The sequence below is a fragment of the Amycolatopsis sp. NPDC114503 genome (assembly GCF_055633655.1).
In genome coordinates this window covers 357,764-380,083 of the sequence record NZ_JBVKDT010000007.1, presented here as the reverse complement: position 1 = coordinate 380,083, position 22,320 = coordinate 357,764, and the positions used below count along the sequence as shown (strand labels likewise).

The following is a 22,320-nucleotide window of genomic DNA, read 5'->3' as shown; positions in this document are numbered from 1 at the left end:
TCGACACGCTCAAGACTAGAACACGTTCTCGTTTTTGTCGACGCGGCCTTCCCCACGCGCGCCGTGCAATCCCGCCCGGCGGCCGGAAAACACGCAGTCGGCCAGCGAAAGGCCGCTCACATACGACCTGGAACAGATTCCTACCGCGGTGCGTCCGGCGGCGTAAAGACCGCGTACGCCGGCCACCGCGCCGGTGTCCTCGTCCACCACGAGACCGCCCAAAGTCAGCATCGGGCACGGGTAGCCGAGGTTCGGTTTCACCGACACGTCGATCAGCGAGTACGGCGGCGTGTCCAACGGTCGCGCGAAGTCCTCGGGCTTGCCCGCTGGGTCCGGGCCGCGCTGGTATTCGGCGCAAGTCACCGCCAGCCCGTCCGGGTCGATTCCGGCGCGCATGGCCACTTCTTCGATCGTCCCGGCGGTCACCCGGCCTTTGCCCAGCAGGTAGCGCAGCTGCAGCGTCGCGAACCATTGGCCTTGTTTTCGCCCGTCGCGCCGGGCTTCGGAGACGATCGGCTCGTCGACCAGCAGCCAGCCGCGTCCGCCGTGCTCGGCGATCATGCGCTCGCCGATCGCCGCGCCGTACCGGGATTCGTCGATGATCCGGCGCCCGTCCGCGTCCACCAGCAGCCCGCCGAGAAACGCCGACGGGGGCGTCAGAAACCGCCACGCCGACACCCGGTCCAGCTCAGCCGTACGCCCGCCGACCTCCACGCCCATCCGGATGCCGGAACCGTCATCGGCGGAGGTCCCGAGATCCAGACCGCCTCGATACGCGGGCGCATGCTCGCGCACCATCGCCCGGTTCACGATGAACCCGCCCGCCGCCAGCACAACACCCCGGCGCGCACTGATCCGCAGCTCACGCGCGTGCTTGCGCTCAATCCTCTCGACCCGCCGATGCAGCGACCGCCGCATCGGCGGCACGTAAATACCCGGCTTGGCCGCCCAATCCGCAAGCCGCGCATGCCGCGCCCGCACCCACGAAGGCGCGTCCCGCAAACTGTGCGTGAGCACCCCGGTGACCGTGCCGGAGTCATCCGTGATCAGGTTCATCGCCTGCGTCTGCGGCAGCACCTTCACCCCGCGCTCGCGAGCCGCCGCCAGCAACTGCTTCATCAGCAGCTTCCCGGAAGTACCCGGCCCCTTGACCCGGTGTCCGCGCGGCGCGGGCTTCGCCACATCGCGGAAGCCGCCGGACAGTTCGCTGCCGGAGTAATACAGATAGTGCTTGTTGCTGGGATACGAGGTCTTGTAGTCGCACATGCTGCCCTCGAACGGCACGCCTTGCCGTTCCAGCCAGGCCACCATGTCGACGCTTTCCTCACAGAACCGCCGCAACGTCCGTTCCGACACGACGTCGCCGGTTTCCATCCGCAGGTACGCGTACATCGCGTCCACGCTGTCGTCGACACCCGCGGCGCACTGCTGCGGCGTCCCTCCCCCGGCGTAGACCACGCCGCCGCTCACGCGACTGGCACCGCCGCCGGAGAACCGGTCGACCAGCAGCACTTCGGCGCCCGCGTCGGCCGCTTCGATGGCCGCGCACACGCCGGCCGCGCCGGCTCCGATGATCACGACGTCCGCCCCGAGCTCGTCCATAGTCCGCCACCCTAGAACTGGAACACGTTCTCGTCTATGGTGACGGAAGTGGCCCCGAGCAGGCCAGCTTTAGCCGATAACACGTTGCATGTGAGGTGGCATGTCGGACGAGTACGACGTGGTGGTGGCCGGCAGCGGCGCCGCCGGGATGACCGCCGCGCTCGCCGCCGCCCATCGCGGCCTTTCCGTGGTGGTGCTGGAAAAGGCAGCCTGCTTCGGCGGTTCGACCGCCCGCTCCGGCGGGGGCGTCTGGCTGCCCGGCAACCACGCGCTGCGGGCCGCGGGCATCGAAGAACCCCCCGAACGGGCGAGGCAGTACCTGGAATCGATCGTCGGCGACGTCGTGCCGGAGCAGTTGCGCACGACCTTCCTCGACCACGGCCCGGAGGTGCTGGAGTTCGTCACGCGGAACACGCCGCTAAAGTTCCAGTGGGTGCCCGGATACAGCGACTACCACCCCGAAGCACCCGGCGGGCGTCCCGGCGGCCGGTCGGTGGAGCCGAAGCCGCTCGACGGCAAACTCCTCGGCGACGACCTCGCGCGGCTCGAACCGCCCTACAGCGCGCCGCCGCTCGGCGTTCCGATCACCCAGTCGGACTACCGCTGGCTGAGCCTGATCGCCCGGCATCCGCGCGGCTTCGCCCGGATGCTGTCGCTCGGGATGAAATGGCTGGTCGGACGCGTTCGCGGACAGCAGCCGCTGTCCATGGGGCAAGCGCTTGCGGCCGGGCTGCGGAAGGGTCTGCGGGACGCGGGCGTCGAGGTCCTGCTGGACACGCCGCTGGTCGATCTGCAGGTGGAAAACGACGTCGTCACCGGCATCGTGGCCCGCCGCGACGGCGAGGAGACACTGTTCCGCGCGCGCCGCGGCGTGGTGTTGGCCTGCGGCGGCTTCGAGCACAACGAAGAGATGCGCACCAAGTACCAGCGCGCGCCGATCGGCACCGAATGGACCGTCGGCGCGGAGGCGAACACCGGCGACGGCATCAACGCCGGGCTCAAGCTCGGCGCGGCGACCGACCTGATGGACGACGCCTGGTGGGGCCCGTCGTTCCCGCTCACCGGCGGCCCGTGGTTCGCGCTCGCCGAGCGTTCGCGGCCCGGCTGCCTGATGGTCGACGCCGACGGCACGCGGTTCGTCAACGAATCCGCGCCGTACGTCGAGGCCGTGCACGCGATGTACGGCGACGGCGACGGCCCGGGCAAGCACGTCCCCGCATGGCTGGTGTTCGACCAGCGCTACCGCGACCGCTACCTGTTCACCGGCCTCGGCCCGCGGCAGCCGCTGCCCGGGCGCTGGTACAAGGCCGGGATCGTGGCGAAGTCCGCGACGCTGGCCGGGCTCGCCGAGAAGATCGACGTGCCCGCCGAAGCGCTGGAACAGACCGTCACACGGTTCAACGGCTTCGCGCGCAAGGGCGTCGACGACGACTTCCAGCGCGGGCTCAGCGCCTACGACCACTACTACGGCGACCCGCGCAACCGACCCAACCCGAGCCTCGGCGAACTGGCCAAGGCCCCGTACTACGCGGTCCGCGTGGTGCCCGGCGACCTGGGCACCAAGGGCGGGCTGCGGATTGACGAAAACGCTCGCGTCCTGCGAGAGGACGGCACGGTCGTGCCCGGCCTCTACGCGGCGGGCAACACCGGCGCGCCGGTGATGGGCCGGACCTACGCCGGACCGGGCGCGACCATCGGCCCGGCGATGGTGTTCGGCTACCTTGCGGCACAGGCGCTGGCGAACGAAGATCAGACCGGCACGGGAGGCAGGCAGTGACGCCGAAGACCGATGGATCCGAGATCCGCACGATCGACGCCGGGGCGCCCCCGGCGCGGTACGCCCGCGGCTGGCACTGCCTCGGGCTCGCCGACAGCTTCCGCGACGGCAAGCCGCACGCGGTGCAGGCGTTCGGCACGAAGCTGGTCGTGTTCGCCGACACCGCCGGGAAGCTGAACGTGCTCGACGGGTACTGCAGGCACATGGGCGGCGACCTGACGCAGGGTTCGGTGAAGGGCGACGAGATCGCCTGCCCGTTCCACGACTGGCGATGGGGCGGCAACGGCAAGTGCAAGTCGATCCCCTACGCCAAGCGGGTCCCGCTGCGGGCGCGCACCCGGGCGTGGCAGGTGCTGGAGGAGAACAAGCAGCTGTTCGTCTGGCACGATCCGGAGGGCAACCCGCCGCCCGAGAACGTCGTGATCCCGCGCGTCGAGGGCGCGTTCAGCGACGAGTGGAGCAACTGGACCTGGGACTCGATTCTGATCGAGAACGCCAACTGCCGCGAGATCATCGACAACGTGGTGGACATGGCGCACTTCTTCTACATCCACTACGCCTTCCCCACGTATTTCAAGAACGTGTTCGAGGGCCACATCGCCACGCAGTACCTCAACACCAAGGGCCGCCCGGACATGGGCATGGCGTCCAATTACGGCGGCGAGGAAAACCTGCTCCGCTCGGAGGCGTCGTATTTCGGCCCCTCCTACATGATCAACTGGCTGGTGAACTCCTTCCAGGGCTTCGAAATCGAGAACGTGCTGATCAACTGCCACTATCCGGTTTCGCCGACGTCGTTCGTGCTGCAGTGGGGCATCATGGTCAAGAAGATGCCCGGGATCTCCGACGAGCACGCGGACAAGATCGCCCAGAAGCTCGCGAAGGGCATCGGCGTCGGATTCCTGCAGGACGTGGAGATCTGGAAGAACAAGACCAAGATCGACAACCCGCTGCTGTGCGAGGAGGACGGCCCCGTCTACCAGCTGCGCCGCTGGTACGACCAGTTCTACGTGGACGCCGCGGACGTCACCGAGGACATGACGCGCCGGTTCGAGTTCGAAGTGGACACCACGAAGGCGAACGAGGTGTGGGCGGCCGAGGTGCAGGAAAACCTGGCGCGCCAGCGGGCGGAGGCCGAGGCGGCGGCTCAGTCGGAGGAGGCTGGGGTGTGACCGCTGAAGCCACCGAATTCCTCACCTCCGGGCTGCGGCCGCACGAATGCCGCAGCTGCGGAACCTGTGTGCTGGTCAAGAAAAACAGCCTGAAGCACACCAGCATCCAGTGGACCACCGACGCCGCGACCAGCTGTCCGGTCTTCGCCGCGCACGCCGCTTCCGGCGGCAACACCGCGTTGCTGGACACCTGCGAGAAACTCGCGGACAGCATCGACAGCGCGGTGCGGGACGGAAATTTCGGGCAGGTGCGCAATGACTGACGTCGTCACGCTCACCGTCGCCGAGGTGATCGAGGAAACCGCGGACGCCCGGTCCATTGTGTTCACCGTCCCGGAAGAACACGCCGCGCGGTTCGCCTACTCCCCCGGGCAATTCCTCACGCTGCGGATTCCCAGCGACCAAACGGGTTCCGTCGCGCGGTGCTATTCGCTGTCGAGCGCACCGCACGAGGGCCGGGTGCAGGTCACGGTGAAACGGACTGTCGACGGCTACGGCTCGAATTGGGTGTGCGACGAACTGCGGGCGGGCACGACGATCGACGTGCTGCGGCCGTCCGGCGTGTTTTGTCCGTCCTCTTTGGACTCGGACTTCCTGTTGTTCGCCGCGGGCAGCGGGATCACGCCGGTGATGTCGATCCTCAAGTCCGCGCTGGAAAAGGGCGACGGGCGCGTGGTGCTGGTCTACGCCAACCGCGACGAGCAGTCGGTGATCTTCGCCGCGGAATTGCGCGAACTGGCCGAGCGATTCGGCGATCGGCTCACCGTGGTGCATTGGCTGGAAAGCCTGCAGGGACTGCCGACCGTCACCGCGTTGCGAGCACTAGCCAAGCCTTACGCGGGCCATGAAGCGTTCCTCTGCGGCCCCGCACCGTTCATGGCCGCCGCGCAGGACGCGTTGCGCGAACTAGGCGCACCACGGGAACGCGTGCACGTGGAGAAGTTCCACTCGCTCACCGGAAATCCCTTCGCGGACGAGCCCGAACCAGAAGAGGACACCGGCGGCGAGACCACCGCGCTCACCGTCGACCTCGACGGCGAGACCCGGCAGATCACCTGGCCGCGGCAGCGGAAGCTGCTCGACCACCTGCTTGCCGAGGGCCTCGACGCGCCGTATTCCTGCCGCGAGGGCCAATGCAGCGCGTGCGCGTGCCGCATCGTCTCCGGCGAAGTGAAAATGCTGAACAACGAGGTGCTGGACGCCGACGACATCGCCGAGGGGATCGTGCTGGCCTGCCAGTCGGTACCGTTGACCGACGAGGTGTCCGTCAGCTACGAGTGAGTGGAGAGCCCGTGCCCATCGACCCCGCGGTCGCGATCGGAGCCGATCTCGGCGAGGTCGCTTTCGCCTGGACGCCGTCCGACGTGCTGCTGTACCACCTGGCCGTCGGCGCGGGTGCGGATCCGGTGGCCGAGCGCGAACTGCGCTACACCTACGAGCGCGACCTGCGCGTGCTGCCGACTTTCGCCACCGTCGCGGCGAACCTGCGCACCTTCGAGCCGCCTGCGCTGAAGTTCCCCGGCGTCGACGTCGACCTGGCGAAAGTGCTGCACGGCAAGCAAGAGATCGAGTTGCACCGGCCGATCCCGGTCGAGGGCAAGGCGGTCGCGCGGACCCGGATCGCCGACGTCTTCGACAAGGGCAAGGCCGCGGTGCTGGTGCAGGAAACCGAGGTCGCCGACGAGTCCGGCGCTCCACTGTGGACAGCCCGGTCCAGCATCTTCGCCCGCGGCGAGGGCGGCTTCGGCGGCGAACGCGGGCCGTCGGACAAGATCGAGTGGCCGGACCGCGAACCGGACGCCGTGCTCGACGTGCCGACGCTGCCGCAGCAGGCGCTTTTGTACCGGCTGTGCGGCGACCGCAACCCGCTGCACGCCGACCCGGCGTTCGCCAAGGCCGCCGGGTTCGACCGGCCGATCCTGCACGGGCTGTGCACGTACGGGGTGGTCGCGAAGGCCGTGGTCGACGCGTTCCTCGACGGCGATCCCGAGCGTGTCTCGGCATTCGGGACGAAGTTCGCCGGAGTCGTGTTCCCCGGCGAAAACCTGCGCGTGCGGGTGTGGCGCGAAAACGGACGTCTGCTGGTCACGACCACCGCGCCGGAGCGCGACGACGCGCCTGTGCTGGCCGACACAGTGCTGACGCCCCGCTGAGCATCGGGACCGTTATACGGTTGTCCCATGGCGGACGAGCGAGACGGCACCTTCTTCGTGGTGCGCGGGCCAGTCGAGCCGGGCGACAAGCGCGGCCGTGAGCTGGGCTTCCCCACCGCGAACATCGCGCTGCGCGACCAGCGCGGCGAACTCGGCGACGGAGTGTGGGCCGGCTGGGCGGAGCGCGCGGACGGCACGCGCGTGGCCGCCGCGGTGTCCGTGGGCCGCCGCCCGACCTACTACGGGGCCGACGGCTACCGGCTGGTCGAGGCCTTCCTGCTCGACTTCGAGGGCGACCTGTACGGCGAACGCCTCACCGTCTGGCTCGGCAAGCACCTGCGCGACCAGCAGGGTTTCGGTTCCGCGCAGGAGCTGATCGACGCACTGGGCCGGGACGTCGCCGCGGCTCGCGAGTGGGTCGCCGCGCATCCGGCGGACGCGCTGCCGACGCTGGCCGAGCTGCCTCCGGACGGCGAAGTCCAGCGGCTGGGCTGACTCGCACCACTGCGGGTGACACGCTGGACGGCGACCTCGCCACGGAGGCACTGCAGAAACTCGCCAAACTGCCGCCGGACGGCGAAGTCCAGCGGCTCGGCTGATTCCGCCGGGGCTCGTCCACCGAGCTGATTCGCCGGGCTGATTCGCCGGGGCTCCTCCACCAAGCTGATTCCGCCGGGGCTGATTCGCCGGGCTGATTCCACCGGGTTCGAGTCACGCTGGCTGGTTCACCGGGCTGATTTGCGCTGGCCGACGCGCCGGGTTTGATTCGCCGGGTCGAGTCAGACCACGGCGAGCAACCCAACTCCCGCGCCCGTCACGACGCTCTCCCACCAGACAGCGAAGCAGCTCACACCGCGGCGAGCAGCATGACCCCCATGCCCGCACCCATCGCGGCGCGGCACAGCGTGCGCGACGCGTGCCCCGGCACCGCCGTGCCGCGCGACCGCATCGCCACCACGCCCGAGCGGACCGCGTCGAGCGCGAAGTACGCCGCCGCGGCCAGTGCGACCACCGGCCACGCCAGCCGTGTGTCCATTGTGGACATCGTGAGCCACGGCCCGTGCACCATGCCGCCGTGCGGCATCGCGGTGACCATGTACAGCATCGCCGCCGCCGACAGTGCGTGGTGCGCACAGCTGTGCCCCTCGGCGCGACCTCGCCAGGCAGAGAAGGCGAACCAGCCCGCGGTCAGCACCAGCACCGCCTGCCAGCCCGCGGCCGGGATCGGGCCGCCGACCGGGGACAGCATCGCGACCATCGCCACCACCAGCAGCAGTTCGGCGAGGTCGCCGTTGCGCACCCGATGGCCGAGGCTGACGTAGTCGAGTTTCACCAGCCGCAGCACGCACGGCAGCGCCAGCAACGCGAACAGCGCGGTGAACAGCCAGGCCAGCGGGACACTCACCTCGGCACCTCACTCCTCCGGACACGCTGCGTCACACGGGCCTTACCACCGTGACACGCGCGAGGCGGGAGGCACCAGCCAGCAATGAGGTGATCCGCGTTGACCCACAAGGGCTATGCGCGGGCCGACAAGCCCAGCTCAGGCCGCTACTCTCGGTCGATGCGCCCTCTCCGCTACTCCGTCAACGTCACGCTGGACGGTTGCGTCGACCACCGCGCCGGCATTGCCCCGGACGAGGAGATGCACCTGCACTCGGCCGAAATCCTCGCGCGCGCCGACGCTCTCCTGTTCGGCCGCGTTCTCTACGAAATGATGGAAGAGGCGTGGCGGCCGTCCGCTCGATCCGCGGAGCGGCCGGACTGGATGCAACCGTTCGCCCGGACGATCGACGCGGCGAAGAAGTACGTCGTGTCCAGCAAGCTCGAACGCGTCGACTGGAACGCCGAACTCGTGCGCGGCGACCTGCGGGAAGCGGTGCTGCGGCTCAAAGACCAGCCCGGCAAGGGGCTGTACACCGGCGGCGTGCAGCTGCCGCTCGCGCTCGCCGCGATGGGGCTGATCGACGAATACGAGTTCGTCGTGCATCCCCGGATCGCGGGACACGGGCCGACCTTGTTCGCCGGGCTGCCGGAGCACCTCGATCTGAAGCCCGTGGACCGGCGGGAGTTCGCTTCCGGCGCCGTGGCGACGCGTTATGTGCCGAAGACTCCTCAGCGGGCCTGAGTCAACACCAGCCCGCTCGTCGGGACGCCGGTTCCGGCCGTGACCACCGCCGTACCGGCGTCAGCGACCTGATTCGCCGCCGTGCCGCGCAGCTGCCGGACGGCCTCCGCGATGCCGTTCATGCCGTGGATGTACGCCTCGCCGAGCTGGCCGCCATGCGGGTTGAGCGGCAGCTTCCCGTCGAGAGTCAACGTATCGCCCGCGATGAAGTCCTTCGCCTCGCCGCGACCGCAGAACCCCAGTTCCTCCAGCTGCATCAGCACATACGGGGTGAAGTGGTCGTACAGCACCGCGACGTCCACATCGGACGGTCCGATCCCGGACTGGCTCCACAGCTGCCGGCCGACCACGCCCATTTCCGGCAGCGCGGCGAGATCGTCGCGGTAGTAGCTGGTCATCACGTACTGGTCCGGCCCGCTCCCCTGCGCCGCCGCCGACACCACCACCGGCGCTTGCCGGAGGTCGCGCGCGCGTTCGAGGCTGGTGATCACCAGCGCGACGCCGCCGTCGCTTTCCTGGCAGCAATCGAGCAGGTGCAACGGTTCCGCGACCCAGCGCGAAGCCTGATGCTCTTCCAGCGTGATCGGCCTGCCGTGGAACCACGCGTTCGGGTTGGTCGCCGCGTGCGCCCGGTCGATGACCGCGATCTTGCCGAAATCCTCGCTGGTGGCCCCGTATTCGTGCAGATACCGCTGCGCGACCATGGCCACCGTCGCGGCCGGGGTCGCGATGCCCATCGGGTAGTGGAACGCATTGTCCACACCGGACGTATTCACCTGCTGAGCCGCGGCCGCCGACACGCGGCCGAACCGCATTCCGGAGCGCTCGTTGAACGCCCGGTACGCGACCACGACGTCGGCGATCCCGCTGGAGACCGCCATGGCCGCCTGCTGCACGGTCGCCGCTGCCGCGCCGCCGCCGTAATGCACGCGGCTGAAGAAGGTCAGCTCCGGGATGCCCAGTTCTCGGGCGAGCGCGATCTCCGCGTTGCCGTCCATGGTGAACGACACCATGCCGTCCACATCGGACGGTTTCAGCCCGGCGTCGGCAAGCGCGTGGCTCACACACTCGGCCGCCAGCCTCAGCTCGCTGCGTCCGGAGTCCTTGGAGAACTCCGTCGCGCCGATCCCGGCGATGGCGGTGGTTCCGGTGAACGTCATGCGTCCTCCTCCGGCAGCGTCAGCGAAACCGTGCCGGTCACGTGCGCACCTAGACTGTCCACAGCGGACACTTCAAGCTCGATGTCGTTGCCGTCGCGGGCAGTGACCCGGCCGGAAAAGGTGAGCGTGTCCCCGGCATAACACGGCACGCCGAGCCGGATCTTGATCGAGCGGATGAGCGCCTGCGGACCGGCCCATTCGCTTACGTACCGCTGCACGAGGCCGGTATCAGTAAGAATATTGAGGAAGATGTCCTTCGAACCGCGCGCGACCGCGGCGTCCCGGTCGTGGTGCACGTCCTGGAAATCCCGGGTCGCCAGCGCGGTGCTGATCACGAACGTCGGCGTCGCCTCGAGCACCATCGGCGGCAGTTCGGTCCCGACTGCGGCAGTCATCGCGCCACCTTCCACGCGGGCAGGGTCAAATCGTCGTCCACGCGCACGAACGCGGCGGTCACCGGAAGTCCGATGTGGACCTCGTCCGGTTCGGCGTCCAGCAGCTCAGCCATCACCCGCACGCCTTCCTCCAGCTCGACGAGCGCGACCACGAACGGCAGCCGCTTGCCCGGAACCGCCGGATGGTGGTGCACGACGAAGCTGTAGACCGTTCCGCGTCCGCTGGCGACGACGTAGTCCGGAACCGTGTCGAGCGATCCGTCCGGCGGCATCGGGCCGGGCGGATGCCGCAGCACGTCGCCCCAGCGCTGGATGCGTAGTTCGCCCTCGCGCAGGCCGTCCCAGAAGAACTTGGTGTCATGGCTGATCACCGGCCGCAGCACGGGCGACGGCGGCGGTTCCGGTTCGCGCGGACGGAACTTCAGCACGCGGAACACCATGTCCGCCACCAGTTCCCCGCCGACGTACCAATTCGTCCGAGTCGTCACGAACCAGCCCTCGCCGAGCCCGGTGCGCTTCGGGCCGGTGACGTCCTCCAGCACGTTCGTGGTCGACACGTGCTCGCCGGGCCGGAGGTAGCGGTGGTAGGTCTGCTCGGAGTTGGTGGCCACGATGGACGTGTACCCGGCGTCGTCGAGCACCTTCAGGATCAAGCCGAGCGGGTCGTCGTCCCCGCGCACGCCGTGCAGCCCCGGCATGGTCCACACCTGCGCCATCGCGGGCGGCGCGACGAGTCCCTTGTGGACACTCGTCTCGGCGAACTCCGCGTCGGTGTAGACCGGATTGGCGTCGCCGATCGCCTCGACCCAGTTGTTCACCATCGCCTGGTTCACCGGATCGCGCGCATACCTCGGCGCGCTTTCGCCCTGTGCGGCGATTTTCGCGGCGGCTTCCTCGATCGTCATCGCGGCACCCTCGGCAGTTTCAGTCCGGCGGAGGCGATCAATTCGCGCTGGATCTCGCTGACGCCTCCGCCGAACGTCAGCACCAGGTTTCGTTTCGCCAGCACGTCGAGCCATTCGGCGAGTTCGGCGGTGTCCGGGTCGGCGAGATCGCCGTGCCGCCCGACCAGTTCCTCCAGCAGCCTCCCGATCCGCTGGATTCGCTCGGAGGCGAACACTTTCGTCGCCGAAGCGTCGGCGATCTCGACCGACCCGTGCGCCGCTGCCGCCGCGACCTGCCAGTTGAGCAGTTCGTTGACCCGCGCGACCGCGAACGTTTCGGCCAGCACCGCGCGCACGTCCGGAAGATCGAGCAGCGCCGCGCCGTCCGGGGTCCGGCGCGCCGCCGCCCACGCCCACACGCGGTCGTGCAGGCCGCCGATGCGCCCGGCCGGTCCGAGCATCACGCGCTCGTGGTTGAGCTGCGTGGTGATCAGCCGCCAGCCGCGGTTTTCCTCGCCCACCAGCATGTTCGCCGGAACCCGGACGTTCTCGTAGAAGGTCGCGTTGACGTGGTGCGCGCCGTCGCAGGTGATGATCGGCGTCCACGAATAGCCGGGGTCGCGGGTGTCGACGATGAGGATCGAGATGCCCTTGTGCTTCGGCGCGTCCGGATCGGTGCGCACGGCGAGCCACACGTAGTCCGCGTCGTGGCCGCCGGTGGTGAAGGTTTTCTGGCCGTTGATCACGTAATCGTCGCCGTCGCGGACCGCGCGCGTGCGCAGCGAAGCGAGGTCCGTCCCGGCTTCCGGCTCGGTGTAGCCGATGGCGAAGTGCACTTCCCCGGCCAGAATCTTCGGCAGGAACAGGGCTTTCTGTTCCTCGGTGCCGAATGCCTGCAACGTCGGCCCGACCGTCTGCAGCGTCACCGACGGCAGCTGGACGTCCGCGCGGGCGGCTTCGTCCACGAAGATGTGCTGTTCGATCTCGCCGAAACCGCCGCCTCCGTACTCCTTGGGCCAGCCGACGCCGAGCTTCCCGTCGCGACCCATCCGGCGCACGACGTCGCGGTACACCTGGCCGTGCCGCTCCCGCAGCAACGCCCGGCGCTCGTCGGCGGTCAGCAGGCCCGCGAAGTACTCGCGCAGCTGCGCCCGCAGTTCCTGTTGCGCGGCCGTCAGTTCGATGTGCATGCTCATCCCGCCACTCGTTCGCCCAGCCGGCCGAGCCGGTGCGCCGCTCCCCCGACCGCGCGGCCGAGGTCCTTCACCGCCGAGGAATACCGATGCAGCGGATAAGTGCGGTCGACGCCGACGCCGCCGTGCAAGTGATGACAGATCGCCAGCGCGGACGGCGCTTCCTCGGTCAGCCAGTACGCCGCGATGTCCAGCTCGGTGTCGGCGTCCAAACCGGACGCAAGCCGCCACACCGCCGAAAGCGCGGCAAGGTGCACGGTGCGGGAGGCGACATAGACGTCCGCGATTTGCTGAGCCACCGCTTGGAAAGTCGCAAGTGGACGGCCAAATTGCGTGCGCTCGCCAACATGCTTGGCTGTCAACGCCAGCGCCCCGGCGAGCAGTCCGTCGCCGAGGGCGAGCGCGCCTGCCAACGCGTAGCGGTGCAGCGTCTGCAACGCATGCCCCGCCGTGCGGTCGCGCAGGAAGTCCGCTTCGCTCACCCTCGCGCCATCGAACCGCACGGTGTATTCGGGCGTCCCGGTCGCGTTGTACGCGGGCAGCACTTCGACGCCGTCGGCATTTGGATCCACCAGCGCGACACCGGTGCCGCCCGGCAACGCGATCGGCGTGAGAATCCGGGTCGCCTCCGCCGCGTACGGCACGTGCGTCTTGACGCCAGTCACCGCCCACGCGCCGTCCGCCGCCGCACCGCTGGTCCCGGGGATGGAGGTCAGCGGTGCGGACGGCTCGTGCAAGGCGGCAGTGAGAATGCTCTCTCCCGCTGCCGCGGGCGGCAGGAACTCGGCGCGCTGCGCCGGGGTGCCCAATGCTTCGATCGGCAGGATGCCGAGCGCCAGCACGGCGTACGCGGGCACCGCCGCCGCGGCCCGGCCCACCTCGGCGAGCACCGGGGCGACGTGGTCGACGCCGAGCCCGTCTCCGCCGAGGTCGGCGGGCAAGGGCAGCGCGAGCAGGCCCGCGTCGGCCAGCGCTCGCCACTGGTCCGCGGGCTCGTCGGCCTTCCCGAGCACCTGCGCGGCGAGCGAGGTGATCTCGCCCTGCGTATCGTCGGGGGTGAAGTCCACTCCGGTCTCCCTCCACCTAGGTGGAACACGTTCTATTTTTAGCCGGAATGGGCTGGCTCGGCAACCCCCAGGACCCGGGGTCCGGGCAGTGGATCGACCGCGAAGCGGAGAGGGGCGGCACGCCGACGTGGGTGCGGAACAAGTTCTCAAATCAGCGCTGGGCGACGTCGGCTGGCAAGCAACGAGGAAGCTCGCGACCATCCCGCCCACCGCGGGCGTGCCCGACCCGAAGCCGCTGTCCCTGCCCGGCCGCGGCCAGACGGTCGTGGTCGACGTCGGCCCGCGGCACGCGCCCGCGGTGATCCTGCTGCACTCGGTGGCGTGCACCGGCCTGCTCACCTGGTATCCCGCGCTGGAGCGGCTGTCCAGGAACCACCGGGTGGTCGTGTTCGACCAGCGCTGGCACGGCCAGGGCATCCGCTCGCACGAGTTCAGCCTCGACGACTGCGCGGACGACGTGGCGGCGGTCGCGGACGCGCTGGGGATCGACGAGTTCCTGGTCGCGGGCTACTCGATGGGCGGCATGGTCGGCCAGCTGGCCGCCCGCCGCTTCCCGGACCGCGTCACCGGCCTGGTGCTGTGCTCGACAGCGAGCAACTTCCGCCGGGGCCTCCGGCAACGCGTCGCGCTCGACGTATTCGGCCGCACCCTGCACCTGCTGCGCGACCAGGCCCGCATCGGCCTGGTCCCGGGCGAACCCCGCCGCGAACGCCTCGCCCGGCTGGAGGACCACCGGTGGGCGCTCGAGGAATTCCGCTCGACGAGCCCGTGGGCGATCGCGGTCGCGCTGGACGAGATCGGCCGCTTCGATTCGACCCCGTGGCTGCACACGCTGGACCTGCCCGCGGCGGTCGTGGTGACTTCCCGGGACGGGTTCATCGCTCCGGCGCATCAGCGGAGCCTGGCGCGGCGGATCCCGGGAGCGGCGACGTATGAAATCCCGGCTGGGCATACCGCGTGCGTGTTCGCGGCGGACCAGTTCGTGGCAGCGTTGATGGCGGCGTGCACGTCGGTCGAGGCGGCGATTTCGGGACAGGAGCGGGCGGCGGAGATCGCGGATTCGGCTTAGGACCGGGTTCTCGTGAGTGTTGATGCCGGAACACTCACGAGTACGTCGAAACCAGATCCGCGGGCCGAAGCTCCAGCCGGTACGGCGCCTCCAGCCGCACCACGTCGTCCCCCGTCGCCTCGCCGTCCAGCACGTACTCGCCGTCGGACAGCCGGAAGCAGCTCAGCGTCGGCTCGGTCGGCTCGATCACCCAGTAGTACGGGCAGCCCGCGAGCGCGAGCCGGGCCGGTTTGAGGAAGCGGTCGATGTGCCTGCTCGACGGCGAGACCACCTCGACCGCCAGCACCGGGACGCCGACCAGCGCGCGTTCGGTGAACGTCTCGCGCAGCCCGACCACGACGTCCGGGATCATCACGGTGAACTCGTCGAGCACCACGTCCACCGGCGCGGGGAGGACCTCGCAGTCGGCAGGGCACACCGGGGTGAGCGCGGCGAGAAGGCGCGCGACCACCCGCTGGTGCAGCGGACGCGGGGACGGGCTCACCAGAAGCGTCCCGTCCACCAGCTCGTACCGGCGGCGTTCATCCGAGATCGTCTCCAGGTCCCGACGCGTGAGACGGTCGCCGTGCGCGAACATCGGGACTGTCATCATGCTGCCCCCGCAGGCGGGCCGACCGGAAACGACTCGGCCAGGGTAGTCGGGCACGCGCGGCAGCGCGAACCGTCCCGCGGCGGGTCGCCGACCCGGCTAGCCCATTCGCCGCGGGGCTCGTCCGGCGAATCGCTCACCGTGAGTCACCGAAACGCGGAGACACCGCCCCGGACAGCGCAGTCGTGCCCAGCGAACAGGTTCTTTCGCGGAAGCCGGACGATTTATCGAAACCGCAATTCCGCGTCCGGTAAACGGCCATCACGGGATCACCTGCCCGTTGCCTGGCCTCGGAAAACCCGCCGTGGCACATCCGCCAAGGAAACCCTATCATCAGCCGTGCCCGCGTCCCGTGAATGGGTGATTCAGCGGAATTTCACCATTCCGCACGCCATTCGCGCTCCGTGATTAACCGGCCGGACCGATGCGCCGCCTAGGCTGATCGGACGTCCTCGAATTCTCCTCCTCCGGTGGTGGTCATGCCTGCCCCCAGCCGTCCGGCGTCCCTCTTCCGCCTCGACGGCTCCGCGGCGGAAACCGACCTGCTGACCTCGCTGTCCCCCGAACAGATCAGCGCCGACCGCCCGGTCGACCTGCCCGGCGCCCGCGCGCGACTGGTCGCCGGCGCGTTCCGCACCGAGGCCCCGCAATGGCTGCAGCACGCCGAAGCCCTCGGCGGCGGCCCGCTCGACCTGCCCTCGACGCTGCCGTTCGCGGTGCTCTTGGTGCCGCGCCCGCCGTGGACGTACGCGGTCACCTGGGGCGCGGGACACCTCGTGCTCAACGACGAACACGTCGAGCAGGGTTTCGGGCTGCGCTTCGGAATCCGCCGTCTCGACCCGTTCGATCTCGGGCTCGTCGCGAGCGCCGCGCTGGACGTTTCCGCGCGGGCCACGCAAATTTCGATTCCGGGCGGCGGCGAACTGTCCGCGTTCCGGCTCGAACCGTACGGCGATCTCGTGCACCGCCTCGCCGGTTCGGCGGATCTCGCCGACCTCACGTACGGCCGGGTGACCGGCAAGCGCTACCGCATCCGCGTCGGCACCTCGCTGTGGGCACCGCTGGCGAAGGATCCCGAAGCGTTCCTGGCCGATCTCGACGCCGTCGGCGCCGTCGTCGACGAACCGGACGCGGATTCCGCGCTGCGCTTCATCGCCCAGACCCGCCCGATGGACCGGCACCATCCGCTCGTGCCCGAGCTGGAACGGCAACTGGCCGAAGCACTCGGCGGCAGCGACGCGCTCGGCCTGGCCTGGCCGTCCAGCGCCGCGAACGACGCGGAAAACGCCGGTTCGTTCCGGATCGTCGGCCTCGGTCCGGGCGGTCCGCTGCTCGTCCGCGGCCGGCTGGACCTGGAACACCTGACCGCGCGGCTGGCCGGGATCCCGGCGGAGCGGCGACTGAAAGCCTTGCGCGCCGGGCGGATCACCACTTGCGCCGACGACGCCGGGGTCGAACCGACCGGCGCGCAGCTGCCCGCCGCGCGTTGGCTGGTGTTCGAGACGACTGTCGAGCACACCCGGTATGTCTTCCACCAGTCGCGCTGGTACCGGATCGGCGAGAGCTATGTCGCGCAGATGCGGGAGCAGGTAAGCGATCTGCTGGCGCGCAAGCACAAGTGGCCGGATCTCACGTGGAAACCGAGCGGCCAGCCGGACGACGAACACCGGTACTGCAAGCTGGTCGCCGCCCACGCGCCGGGATACCTGTGCCTGGACAAGGATTTCGCGAGCACGCCGCTGCATCCCCGGTTCGAGCTGTGCGATCTGCTCGGGCCGGACGACGAGCTGATCCACGTCAAATGGCTCGGCCGGGCGACCGCGGCCAGCCACCTTTACACGCAGGCCCTGGTTTCGGCGGAAGCGTTGCACGACGAACCCGACGCGCTGGCTCAGCTGGCCGGGAAGGTGTCTGCATTGGACCCTGGCCGGATGCTGGGCGGCGCGCCGGACACCGTCGTGCTCGCGGCCGCCGGACGGGCGTGGAACGCGGACGAGTTGTTCACGCTCTCCCAGGTCGCCTTGCTGCGGCTGGACCGAGCGGTGCGCGGCCTTCGGGCCGAGTTGCGATTCGCGGACATTCCGCATACCCGGAAAAAGAAAGCCCGGGCGGTGCGCCGCTAGACCGGCGAGGCCTTGCTCAACTCGTCCAGCGCCTCCGGCAACGCGTCCGCCAGCGGCCACAAATCCTTCACCAATTCCTTGGCCCCCAACAACCCCACGCCCACCTTGCCGTCATTCGACAACACCGTGATGTTGAGCCCCGCGCCATGGAACACCGGCCCCAGCGGATACAGCCCGGTGATCCGCGCGCCCAGCAAATACAGCGGCATCGGCGGCCCGGGAACGTTCGAAATGATCAGGTTGTGCACCACCGGATGCCGTTCGGCCAGTCGCAGCGCCGAATACGCGCGCACGCCCAGCCCGAACATCGTCGCCGGGGAGAATTGGGCCCAGTCGGCGAGCATGTCGGCGTCGATGTCGTAATGGTGGTCCTTCGCCCGCCGGTTCGCCTCGGCCAGGAAGAACACGCGCGCCGCCGGGTCGGGCAGATGCGTTGGCAACGAAGCGAAAAAGGCGGACACGCGGTTGCTGCCATGATCGCGTTCCGTGCGTTCGTGCACCGACACCGGAACCGTCGCGACCAACGGGTCGCCCGGCAACTCGCCGCGGCCGAGCAGGAATTGCCGCAGCGCGCCGGAAACCAGCGCGAGCACCACGTCGTTCACGGTGACGCCGAAAGCGTCCTTCACCTGCTTCACCGCATCAAGGTCCAGCTGCGCGAACGCGACCGAACGGTGTCCGGTGATCGTGCCGTTCAGCGAGGTCCGCGGCGCGGTGAACGGCACCGGCATTCCCTTGCCGCGCAACGCTTTTCCGAGCCATCGCGGGACCAGTTCAAGCAGCTCCGGCAGCAGCCGGGCGACCTCGAACGGCCGGTGCAGCAGCGAATCCGCGCTCTCGCGCAGCAATCGCAGCCGGGTGGGCAGGCCGTCGTTGTGCTGTTCGTCCGCGGGAAGCTCCGGCAGCGGCGCGTCGGGTTCGAGCCCGGCGAGGTAGCCGATCAGGCTGGCTCCGCCGACGCCGTCGACGCTCGCGTGGTGCATTTTCAGCAGCACCGCCAGCCGTCCGTCGGACCGGCCCTCGATCACGTAGCACTGCCACAGCGGATGCGCGCGGTCGAGCCGCTGCCCGGCGATGTGCGCGCACATCTCGGCGAGTTCGCGGTCGTCGCCCGGCGCGGGCAGGCCGATCCGGTGCACGTGGTTGTCGAGGTCGAAATCCTCGTCCTCGACCCACACCGGATGGTTCAGGTTCCAGAGTGGATTGTGGAGTTTGCGGCGGAACGCCGGGATCAGCGCGACGCGTTCGGCGAGCCGGCGCTTGAACTCGGGGAACGTGTAGCCGCCGGGCATGGTCGAACCGTCCAGCGTCAACAGGCCGCAGACGTGCAGGACCTGCGAGGGCGTCTCCAGGTAGAGGAAGCTCGCGTCCAGCCCGCTCAGTCGCTGCATGCCTGCCAGCGTAAGGCAGAACCCTGGCCGGGGCGCTCGGCGGAGGTAGCATCGGGCAGGTGAAACCGGACTTCGTGACCCGCCGGGCGGCGCAGCTCGGCCTCGCCGCGCTCGCGCTGCGGCCGCCGAAACCGCGGCCGACCTCGATCCCGGTGTTCTTCGCCGGCTGGCTCACCGGCGAGCTCGCGCCGCACCTGCTCGCCCTCACCGCGGCCGACACCGTGCAGCACGTCGCGCGCCACGGATTGCACAGTCGCCGCGACCGCGCCGGGCTGGCGTTGGCGGCACTGTCCGCGGCCGGTTTCGCCTCCCTGATCGCGACCTCGCAGAAGGCGCGCGTCGAGGTCGAGTCCGCGCTCACCGAGGCACTCGGCGAGGACTACGCCGCCCAGCTCGCGAACCCGTCGGACTTCTCGACACCGTGGGGACGGCTGCTGATGCCGTTCCGGATCCACGAACCGGACGTCGTGCGCGACCGGAATGTCGCTTACGCCCCTGGCGGCAAACGCTTCCTGCTGGACGTCTACCGTCCCCGCGAGACCGTCCGAGACGCGCCGGTGCTGCTGCAGATCCACGGCGGCGCGTGGACGATCGGGAACAAGGAACAGCAGGGCCTGCCGCTGATGCGCCACCTCGCCAGCCGCGGCTGGGTCTGCGTGGCGATCAACTACCCGCTCTCCCCCGCGTCGCGCTGGCCCGCGCACATCGTCGCGGCCAAGCAAGCGCTCGCCTGGATCCGCGAGCACATCGCCGAGTACGGCGGCGACCCGCGCTTCGTCGCGGTGACCGGCGGTTCGGCGGGCGGGCATCTGGCCGCGCTGCTCGCGCTGAGCCAGAACGACCCGGCGCTGCAGCCCGGTTTCGAGGAGGCGGACACGAGCGTGCAGGCCTGCGTGCCGCACTACGGCGTGTACGACGTCGCCGCGTCGACCGGCGAGGAGGAAAGCCGGTACCGGCTGGAAAGCCTGATGGCGCGGCGGGTGTTCGCCCCGGAACACCGGCTGGACGACTACCTCGCGGCGTCCCCGATGGACCGGGTCGCCCACGACGCGCCGCCGTTCTTCGTGATCCACGGCAAGCACGATTCGCTCGTGCCGGTCGCCGAGGCGCGGGAGTTCGTCGCCCGGCTGCGCGCCAAATCCGCCCATCCGGTGGCCTACGCGGAACTCGCCGGCGCGCAGCACGCGTTCGACGTGTTCCCGTCGATCCGCAGCACGCACGTGGTGCGCGGCGTCGAGCATTTTCTCGATTGGGCCCGGTTCGACTGGGCTCGCGCTCAGGCGTTGACCCCGGTCAGCGAGAAGAACTCCTGACGCGAGCGGGCGTCCTCGCGGAGCGTGCCCATCAGCGCGGACGTCACCGTGGACGAGCCGGTCGCCTGCACGCCGCGCAGGGTCATGCAAGTGTGCTCGGCCTCGATCACCACACCGACGCCCTTCGGTGCCAGCTGGTCTCCGAGCCAGCCCGCGATCTGCTTCGTCAGCCGCTCCTGCACCTGCGGACGGCACGAGAAGTATTCGACGATCCGCGCGAGCTTCGACAGCCCGAGGATCCGCTCGCCCGGCAGATACCCGACGTGCGCGACGCCGATGAAGGGCAGCAGGTGGTGTTCGCAGACCGACCGGACCGGGATGTCGCGGGCCAGCACCAGCTCGTCGTAGCCCTCGTCGTTGGGGAACGTGGTGAGGTCGAACTCGCGGGGCGTGAACAGCTCGGCGTACGCGCGGGCCATCCGGCCGGGAGTGCCGCGCAGGCTCTCCGAGTCGAGGCTGACGCCGAGCGCGCGCAGGAAGTCCCCCGCCGCGCTTTCGGCCGCGGCCAGGTCCAACCCGGGATCGGGCTCGTGGACGACGCGGAGGGCGGTTCCGGACGACTGCATGGGCGATCCTCGGGCGGTCGGAGCTGGCAGGACGGTTTTCGCCTACAAATCTTGGTCTTATCGCCCGGCGGAGTCAATGTGACCAGGTGAACAAGCCGGGTAGCGGGTTCGGAGAACCTCGCTGGGCGTTATCGTGGATGTGTGACGAGTGACCTGGCGACCATCCGCGCGGTAGCGGCGCTGGACGAGGACCTGCGCCGGGGGATGTACGCCTTCATCCGCGGCGCCGGCCGTCCGGTGACGCGCGAGGAAGCGGCCTCGGCGGTCGGCATCTCGCGCAAGCTGGCGGCGTTCCACCTGGACAAACTCGTGACGGCCGGCCTCCTGCGCGCCCGCTACGAGACAGTCGGCGGCGTCCGCAAGGTGGGCCGCGCCCCGAAGGTCTACGAGCCCGCCGCGACCGACTTCGCGATCACCATCCCGCCCCGGCATCCGGACGTCCTGGCCGCGATCCTGGTGGACGCGGTCGCCTCGGCGGCCCCCGGGGAGCCGGCCTGGGACGCCGCCCTGCGCGAGGCCGGGCAGCACGGCGCCGCGGCCGGCGCGGCCGAGCGCGAACGCTCCCGCCCCGGCCGGCTCGGCACCGAACGCGGCCTGACGCTGACGAGCGCGGTCCTGGCCCGGCACGGTTTCGAGCCGAACCGCGAGACGCCGGTGTGCCTGCGGATGCGCAACTGCCCGTTCCAGCCGCTGGCCGGGCGCGCGCCGGAGCTGGTGTGCGGGATGGCGGACCGGTTCCTGACCGGGGTCGTGGAGGGGCTGGAGGTGCCGGGGGTGTCGACGGCCCGGGTCGCGCCTCGCGACGGCGGGTGTTGCGTGGAGCTTCGAGGCACCGAGTCAGCCGGGTGACCGGGGCTGGTTCAGCCTGCGAGCGAGGTAGGCGGGGACTTCTTCGAGCTTGACGTGATCGTCGAAGACGCCGGTGTCGTCTTCGAAGGCGGCGGTGGAGAGATCGTGGGCGACGAAGGCTTCGAATTCAGTCCCGTCGAGGTCGAAGGCGAGAAACCAGTTCCAAGGGGTGGTCGGTGCCGGTACCGACTCCGGGTGCAGCTCCACGACGACGTCTCGCGCCGGGACGCGGGCTTCCAAATCGGCTTTGCAGACTCGGCAAAGGTCGAGCATGAACGGGCGCTGCCGAGCCCACAGGCCCGGATCGGGTCGCGCAGTCTTTCTTGCCACGTTCGCAAAGCTAGCCGAACGAAACCGCGCGCAGCACCCGCTCCACGTGGGCCGCCGGCCAGTTCTCCGCGAACGGCCGGGTGCGCAGCAGCCAGCGGTGGAAAACCGCACCCAGCAACAGTTCCGCGCCGTCCTCGGGACCTTCGACCCCGGCGCGGGCCAGGCGGTCGGCGATCGCGCGCAGTTGCGGGCCCAGCAGGCGGTCCAGGACTTCGGAACCGATGGCCGGATCGGTTTGCAGTTCAGCGGTCACCGCGCGGAGCAGGCGGTCTGTCGCGGGATCCGTCAGGTCCGCGATCATGCCGCGGACCAACGTTTCCAAGTCCGCCCGCAGATCACCGGTGTCGGGGATGGCGACTTCGCCGGAAGCGTCCAGGCTTTGCTCCAGCAGCGCGTCCAGCAGAACCGCGGCGGGCGACGACCACGTGCGGTACAGCGTTTGCTTCCCGGCGCCCGCGCGGGCCGCGATGCCCTCCATCGTCAGGCCGCCGAAACCTGCCTCGGCGGCCAGGGAGAGAACCGCGGCGTGCACGCGGGCTCGGGTGCTGGCGCGTGCCAT

The 22,320-nt window shown here is 69.8% G+C and carries 23 protein-coding genes; 11 read left to right on the top strand and 12 right to left on the bottom strand.

What is annotated here, in order from left to right; translation table 11 throughout:
• Nucleotides 1-15 precede the first annotated feature (15 nt).
• The gene (locus ACZ7OI_RS29925) at nt 16-1,602 is read right to left on the bottom strand and encodes an FAD-binding protein (RefSeq protein ID WP_470267463.1); all 1,587 of its coding nucleotides are present in this window, start codon (nt 1,600-1,602) and stop codon (nt 16-18) included.
• Between the two features lie 100 nt (nt 1,603-1,702).
• Here ACZ7OI_RS29925 and kstD point away from each other — a divergent pair, with 100 nt between their 5' ends.
• From kstD to ACZ7OI_RS29895, 6 genes are read left to right on the top strand one after another with little or no spacing between them, the layout of a single operon-like run.
• Nucleotides 1,703-3,379: a 3-oxosteroid 1-dehydrogenase gene (gene kstD, locus ACZ7OI_RS29920; protein WP_470267462.1), complete on the top strand. Its 1,677-nt coding sequence runs from the start codon at nt 1,703-1,705 to the stop codon at nt 3,377-3,379.
• Entirely contained in the window at nt 3,376-4,551 is a 1,176-nt protein-coding gene (locus ACZ7OI_RS29915; RefSeq protein WP_470267461.1) for a Rieske 2Fe-2S domain-containing protein, read from the top strand. Before kstD ends, ACZ7OI_RS29915 begins: the two co-directional genes overlap by 4 nt.
• The gene (locus ACZ7OI_RS29910) at nt 4,548-4,814 is read left to right on the top strand and encodes a hypothetical protein (protein ID WP_237598713.1); all 267 of its coding nucleotides are present in this window, start codon (nt 4,548-4,550) and stop codon (nt 4,812-4,814) included. The genes ACZ7OI_RS29915 and ACZ7OI_RS29910 overlap by 4 nt, the downstream gene beginning before the upstream one ends.
• Nucleotides 4,807-5,832: a 2Fe-2S iron-sulfur cluster-binding protein gene (locus ACZ7OI_RS29905; protein WP_470267460.1), complete on the top strand. Its 1,026-nt coding sequence runs from the start codon at nt 4,807-4,809 to the stop codon at nt 5,830-5,832. Before ACZ7OI_RS29910 ends, ACZ7OI_RS29905 begins: the two co-directional genes overlap by 8 nt.
• A gap of 11 nt (nt 5,833-5,843) precedes the next feature.
• Nucleotides 5,844-6,704: a MaoC/PaaZ C-terminal domain-containing protein gene (locus ACZ7OI_RS29900; protein ID WP_470267459.1), complete on the top strand. Its 861-nt coding sequence runs from the start codon at nt 5,844-5,846 to the stop codon at nt 6,702-6,704.
• A gap of 27 nt (nt 6,705-6,731) precedes the next feature.
• Nucleotides 6,732-7,199, top strand: a complete 468-nt coding sequence (locus tag ACZ7OI_RS29895) for a riboflavin kinase (protein WP_344267730.1) — start codon at nt 6,732-6,734, stop codon at nt 7,197-7,199.
• Nucleotides 7,200-7,551: 352 nt separating this feature from the next.
• Here the strand turns inward: ACZ7OI_RS29895 and ACZ7OI_RS29890 are convergent, their stop codons facing one another.
• Nucleotides 7,552-8,109 (bottom strand): DUF5134 domain-containing protein, encoded by a 558-nt coding sequence (locus tag ACZ7OI_RS29890; RefSeq protein WP_470267458.1) that lies wholly within the window; start codon nt 8,107-8,109, stop codon nt 7,552-7,554.
• Nucleotides 8,110-8,268: 159 nt separating this feature from the next.
• Here ACZ7OI_RS29890 and ACZ7OI_RS29885 point away from each other — a divergent pair, with 159 nt between their 5' ends.
• A complete protein-coding gene (locus tag ACZ7OI_RS29885; RefSeq protein ID WP_470267457.1) occupies nt 8,269-8,832 on the top strand; it encodes a dihydrofolate reductase family protein in 564 nt (187 codons plus the stop codon).
• Here the strand turns inward: ACZ7OI_RS29885 and ACZ7OI_RS29880 are convergent.
• The 5 genes from ACZ7OI_RS29880 to ACZ7OI_RS29860 are packed head-to-tail and all read right to left on the bottom strand — an operon-like array spanning nt 8,820 to nt 13,531.
• Entirely contained in the window at nt 8,820-9,992 is a 1,173-nt protein-coding gene (locus ACZ7OI_RS29880) for a lipid-transfer protein (protein ID WP_470267456.1), read from the bottom strand. The genes ACZ7OI_RS29885 and ACZ7OI_RS29880 overlap by 13 nt on opposite strands.
• On the bottom strand, nt 9,989-10,387 hold the full coding sequence (locus tag ACZ7OI_RS29875; RefSeq protein WP_470267455.1) for a MaoC family dehydratase: 399 nt from the start codon (nt 10,385-10,387) through the stop codon (nt 9,989-9,991). Before ACZ7OI_RS29875 ends, ACZ7OI_RS29880 begins: the two co-directional genes overlap by 4 nt.
• Nucleotides 10,384-11,292 (bottom strand): bifunctional MaoC family dehydratase N-terminal/OB-fold nucleic acid binding domain-containing protein, encoded by a 909-nt coding sequence (locus ACZ7OI_RS29870; protein ID WP_470267454.1) that lies wholly within the window; start codon nt 11,290-11,292, stop codon nt 10,384-10,386. The genes ACZ7OI_RS29875 and ACZ7OI_RS29870 overlap by 4 nt, the downstream gene beginning before the upstream one ends.
• Entirely contained in the window at nt 11,289-12,461 is a 1,173-nt protein-coding gene (locus ACZ7OI_RS29865; RefSeq protein ID WP_470267635.1) for an acyl-CoA dehydrogenase family protein, read from the bottom strand. Before ACZ7OI_RS29865 ends, ACZ7OI_RS29870 begins: the two co-directional genes overlap by 4 nt.
• 2 nt (nt 12,462-12,463) lie before the next feature.
• Nucleotides 12,464-13,531, bottom strand: coding sequence for an acyl-CoA dehydrogenase family protein (locus tag ACZ7OI_RS29860; RefSeq protein WP_470267453.1), 1,068 nt, complete (start codon nt 13,529-13,531; stop codon nt 12,464-12,466).
• A gap of 88 nt (nt 13,532-13,619) precedes the next feature.
• Here ACZ7OI_RS29860 and ACZ7OI_RS29855 point away from each other — a divergent pair, with 88 nt between their 5' ends.
• Nucleotides 13,620-14,600, top strand: coding sequence for an alpha/beta fold hydrolase (locus ACZ7OI_RS29855; protein WP_470267452.1), 981 nt, complete (start codon nt 13,620-13,622; stop codon nt 14,598-14,600).
• A gap of 34 nt (nt 14,601-14,634) precedes the next feature.
• Here ACZ7OI_RS29855 and ACZ7OI_RS29850 read toward each other — a convergent pair whose 3' ends face one another.
• The gene (locus ACZ7OI_RS29850; protein ID WP_470267634.1) at nt 14,635-15,177 is read right to left on the bottom strand and encodes a Uma2 family endonuclease; all 543 of its coding nucleotides are present in this window, start codon (nt 15,175-15,177) and stop codon (nt 14,635-14,637) included.
• A 491-nt stretch (nt 15,178-15,668) separates the two neighbouring features.
• Between ACZ7OI_RS29850 and ACZ7OI_RS29845 the strand changes: the two genes are divergently transcribed.
• The gene (locus ACZ7OI_RS29845; protein ID WP_470267451.1) at nt 15,669-17,312 is read left to right on the top strand and encodes a TIGR04141 family sporadically distributed protein; all 1,644 of its coding nucleotides are present in this window, start codon (nt 15,669-15,671) and stop codon (nt 17,310-17,312) included.
• Here ACZ7OI_RS29845 and ACZ7OI_RS29840 read toward each other — a convergent pair.
• A complete protein-coding gene (locus ACZ7OI_RS29840; protein ID WP_470267450.1) occupies nt 17,309-18,703 on the bottom strand; it encodes a WS/DGAT/MGAT family O-acyltransferase in 1,395 nt (464 codons plus the stop codon). The genes ACZ7OI_RS29845 and ACZ7OI_RS29840 overlap by 4 nt on opposite strands.
• Before the next feature lie 59 nt (nt 18,704-18,762).
• Between ACZ7OI_RS29840 and ACZ7OI_RS29835 the strand changes: the two genes are divergently transcribed.
• Entirely contained in the window at nt 18,763-20,016 is a 1,254-nt protein-coding gene (locus ACZ7OI_RS29835; RefSeq protein WP_470267449.1) for an alpha/beta hydrolase, read from the top strand.
• On the opposite strand, the gene folE is transcribed toward ACZ7OI_RS29835, so the two are convergent.
• Nucleotides 19,980-20,582 carry a GTP cyclohydrolase I FolE gene (gene folE / locus ACZ7OI_RS29830; RefSeq protein ID WP_470267448.1) on the bottom strand — a complete coding sequence of 201 codons (603 nt, stop codon included), beginning with the start codon at nt 20,580-20,582 and terminating at the stop codon, nt 19,980-19,982. The two genes, ACZ7OI_RS29835 and folE, sit on opposite strands and share 37 nt — an antisense overlap.
• 141 nt (nt 20,583-20,723) lie before the next feature.
• Here folE and ACZ7OI_RS29825 point away from each other — a divergent pair, with 141 nt between their 5' ends.
• Nucleotides 20,724-21,431: a helix-turn-helix transcriptional regulator gene (locus ACZ7OI_RS29825; protein ID WP_470267447.1), complete on the top strand. Its 708-nt coding sequence runs from the start codon at nt 20,724-20,726 to the stop codon at nt 21,429-21,431.
• Here the strand turns inward: ACZ7OI_RS29825 and ACZ7OI_RS29820 are convergent.
• A complete protein-coding gene (locus ACZ7OI_RS29820; protein WP_470267446.1) occupies nt 21,420-21,761 on the bottom strand; it encodes a hypothetical protein in 342 nt (113 codons plus the stop codon). The genes ACZ7OI_RS29825 and ACZ7OI_RS29820 overlap by 12 nt on opposite strands.
• A gap of 10 nt (nt 21,762-21,771) precedes the next feature.
• Complete coding sequence (locus tag ACZ7OI_RS29815; protein ID WP_470267445.1) at nt 21,772-22,320, bottom strand: TetR/AcrR family transcriptional regulator; 549 nt, start codon at nt 22,318-22,320, stop codon at nt 21,772-21,774.

Coding starts and splice junctions, on each gene's coding strand:
- ACZ7OI_RS29840 (WP_470267450.1), bottom strand. CDS start 18,703: ATGCAGCGACTGAGCGGGCTGGACGCGAGCTTCCTCTACCTGGAGACG.
- kstD (WP_470267462.1), top strand. CDS start 1,703: ATGTCGGACGAGTACGACGTGGTGGTGGCCGGCAGCGGCGCCGCCGGG.
- ACZ7OI_RS29875 (WP_470267455.1), bottom strand. CDS start 10,387: ATGACTGCCGCAGTCGGGACCGAACTGCCGCCGATGGTGCTCGAGGCG.
- ACZ7OI_RS29895 (WP_344267730.1), top strand. CDS start 6,732: ATGGCGGACGAGCGAGACGGCACCTTCTTCGTGGTGCGCGGGCCAGTC.
- ACZ7OI_RS29925 (WP_470267463.1), bottom strand. CDS start 1,602: ATGGACGAGCTCGGGGCGGACGTCGTGATCATCGGAGCCGGCGCGGCC.
- ACZ7OI_RS29845 (WP_470267451.1), top strand. CDS start 15,669: ATGCCTGCCCCCAGCCGTCCGGCGTCCCTCTTCCGCCTCGACGGCTCC.
- ACZ7OI_RS29905 (WP_470267460.1), top strand. CDS start 4,807: ATGACTGACGTCGTCACGCTCACCGTCGCCGAGGTGATCGAGGAAACC.
- ACZ7OI_RS29870 (WP_470267454.1), bottom strand. CDS start 11,292: ATGACGATCGAGGAAGCCGCCGCGAAAATCGCCGCACAGGGCGAAAGC.
- ACZ7OI_RS29885 (WP_470267457.1), top strand. CDS start 8,269: ATGCGCCCTCTCCGCTACTCCGTCAACGTCACGCTGGACGGTTGCGTC.
- folE (WP_470267448.1), bottom strand. CDS start 20,582: ATGCAGTCGTCCGGAACCGCCCTCCGCGTCGTCCACGAGCCCGATCCC.
- ACZ7OI_RS29815 (WP_470267445.1), bottom strand. CDS start 22,320: ATGGCACGCGCCAGCACCCGAGCCCGCGTGCACGCCGCGGTTCTCTCC.
- ACZ7OI_RS29865 (WP_470267635.1), bottom strand. CDS start 12,461: ATGCACATCGAACTGACGGCCGCGCAACAGGAACTGCGGGCGCAGCTG.
- ACZ7OI_RS29880 (WP_470267456.1), bottom strand. CDS start 9,992: ATGACGTTCACCGGAACCACCGCCATCGCCGGGATCGGCGCGACGGAG.
- ACZ7OI_RS29850 (WP_470267634.1), bottom strand. CDS start 15,177: ATGTTCGCGCACGGCGACCGTCTCACGCGTCGGGACCTGGAGACGATC.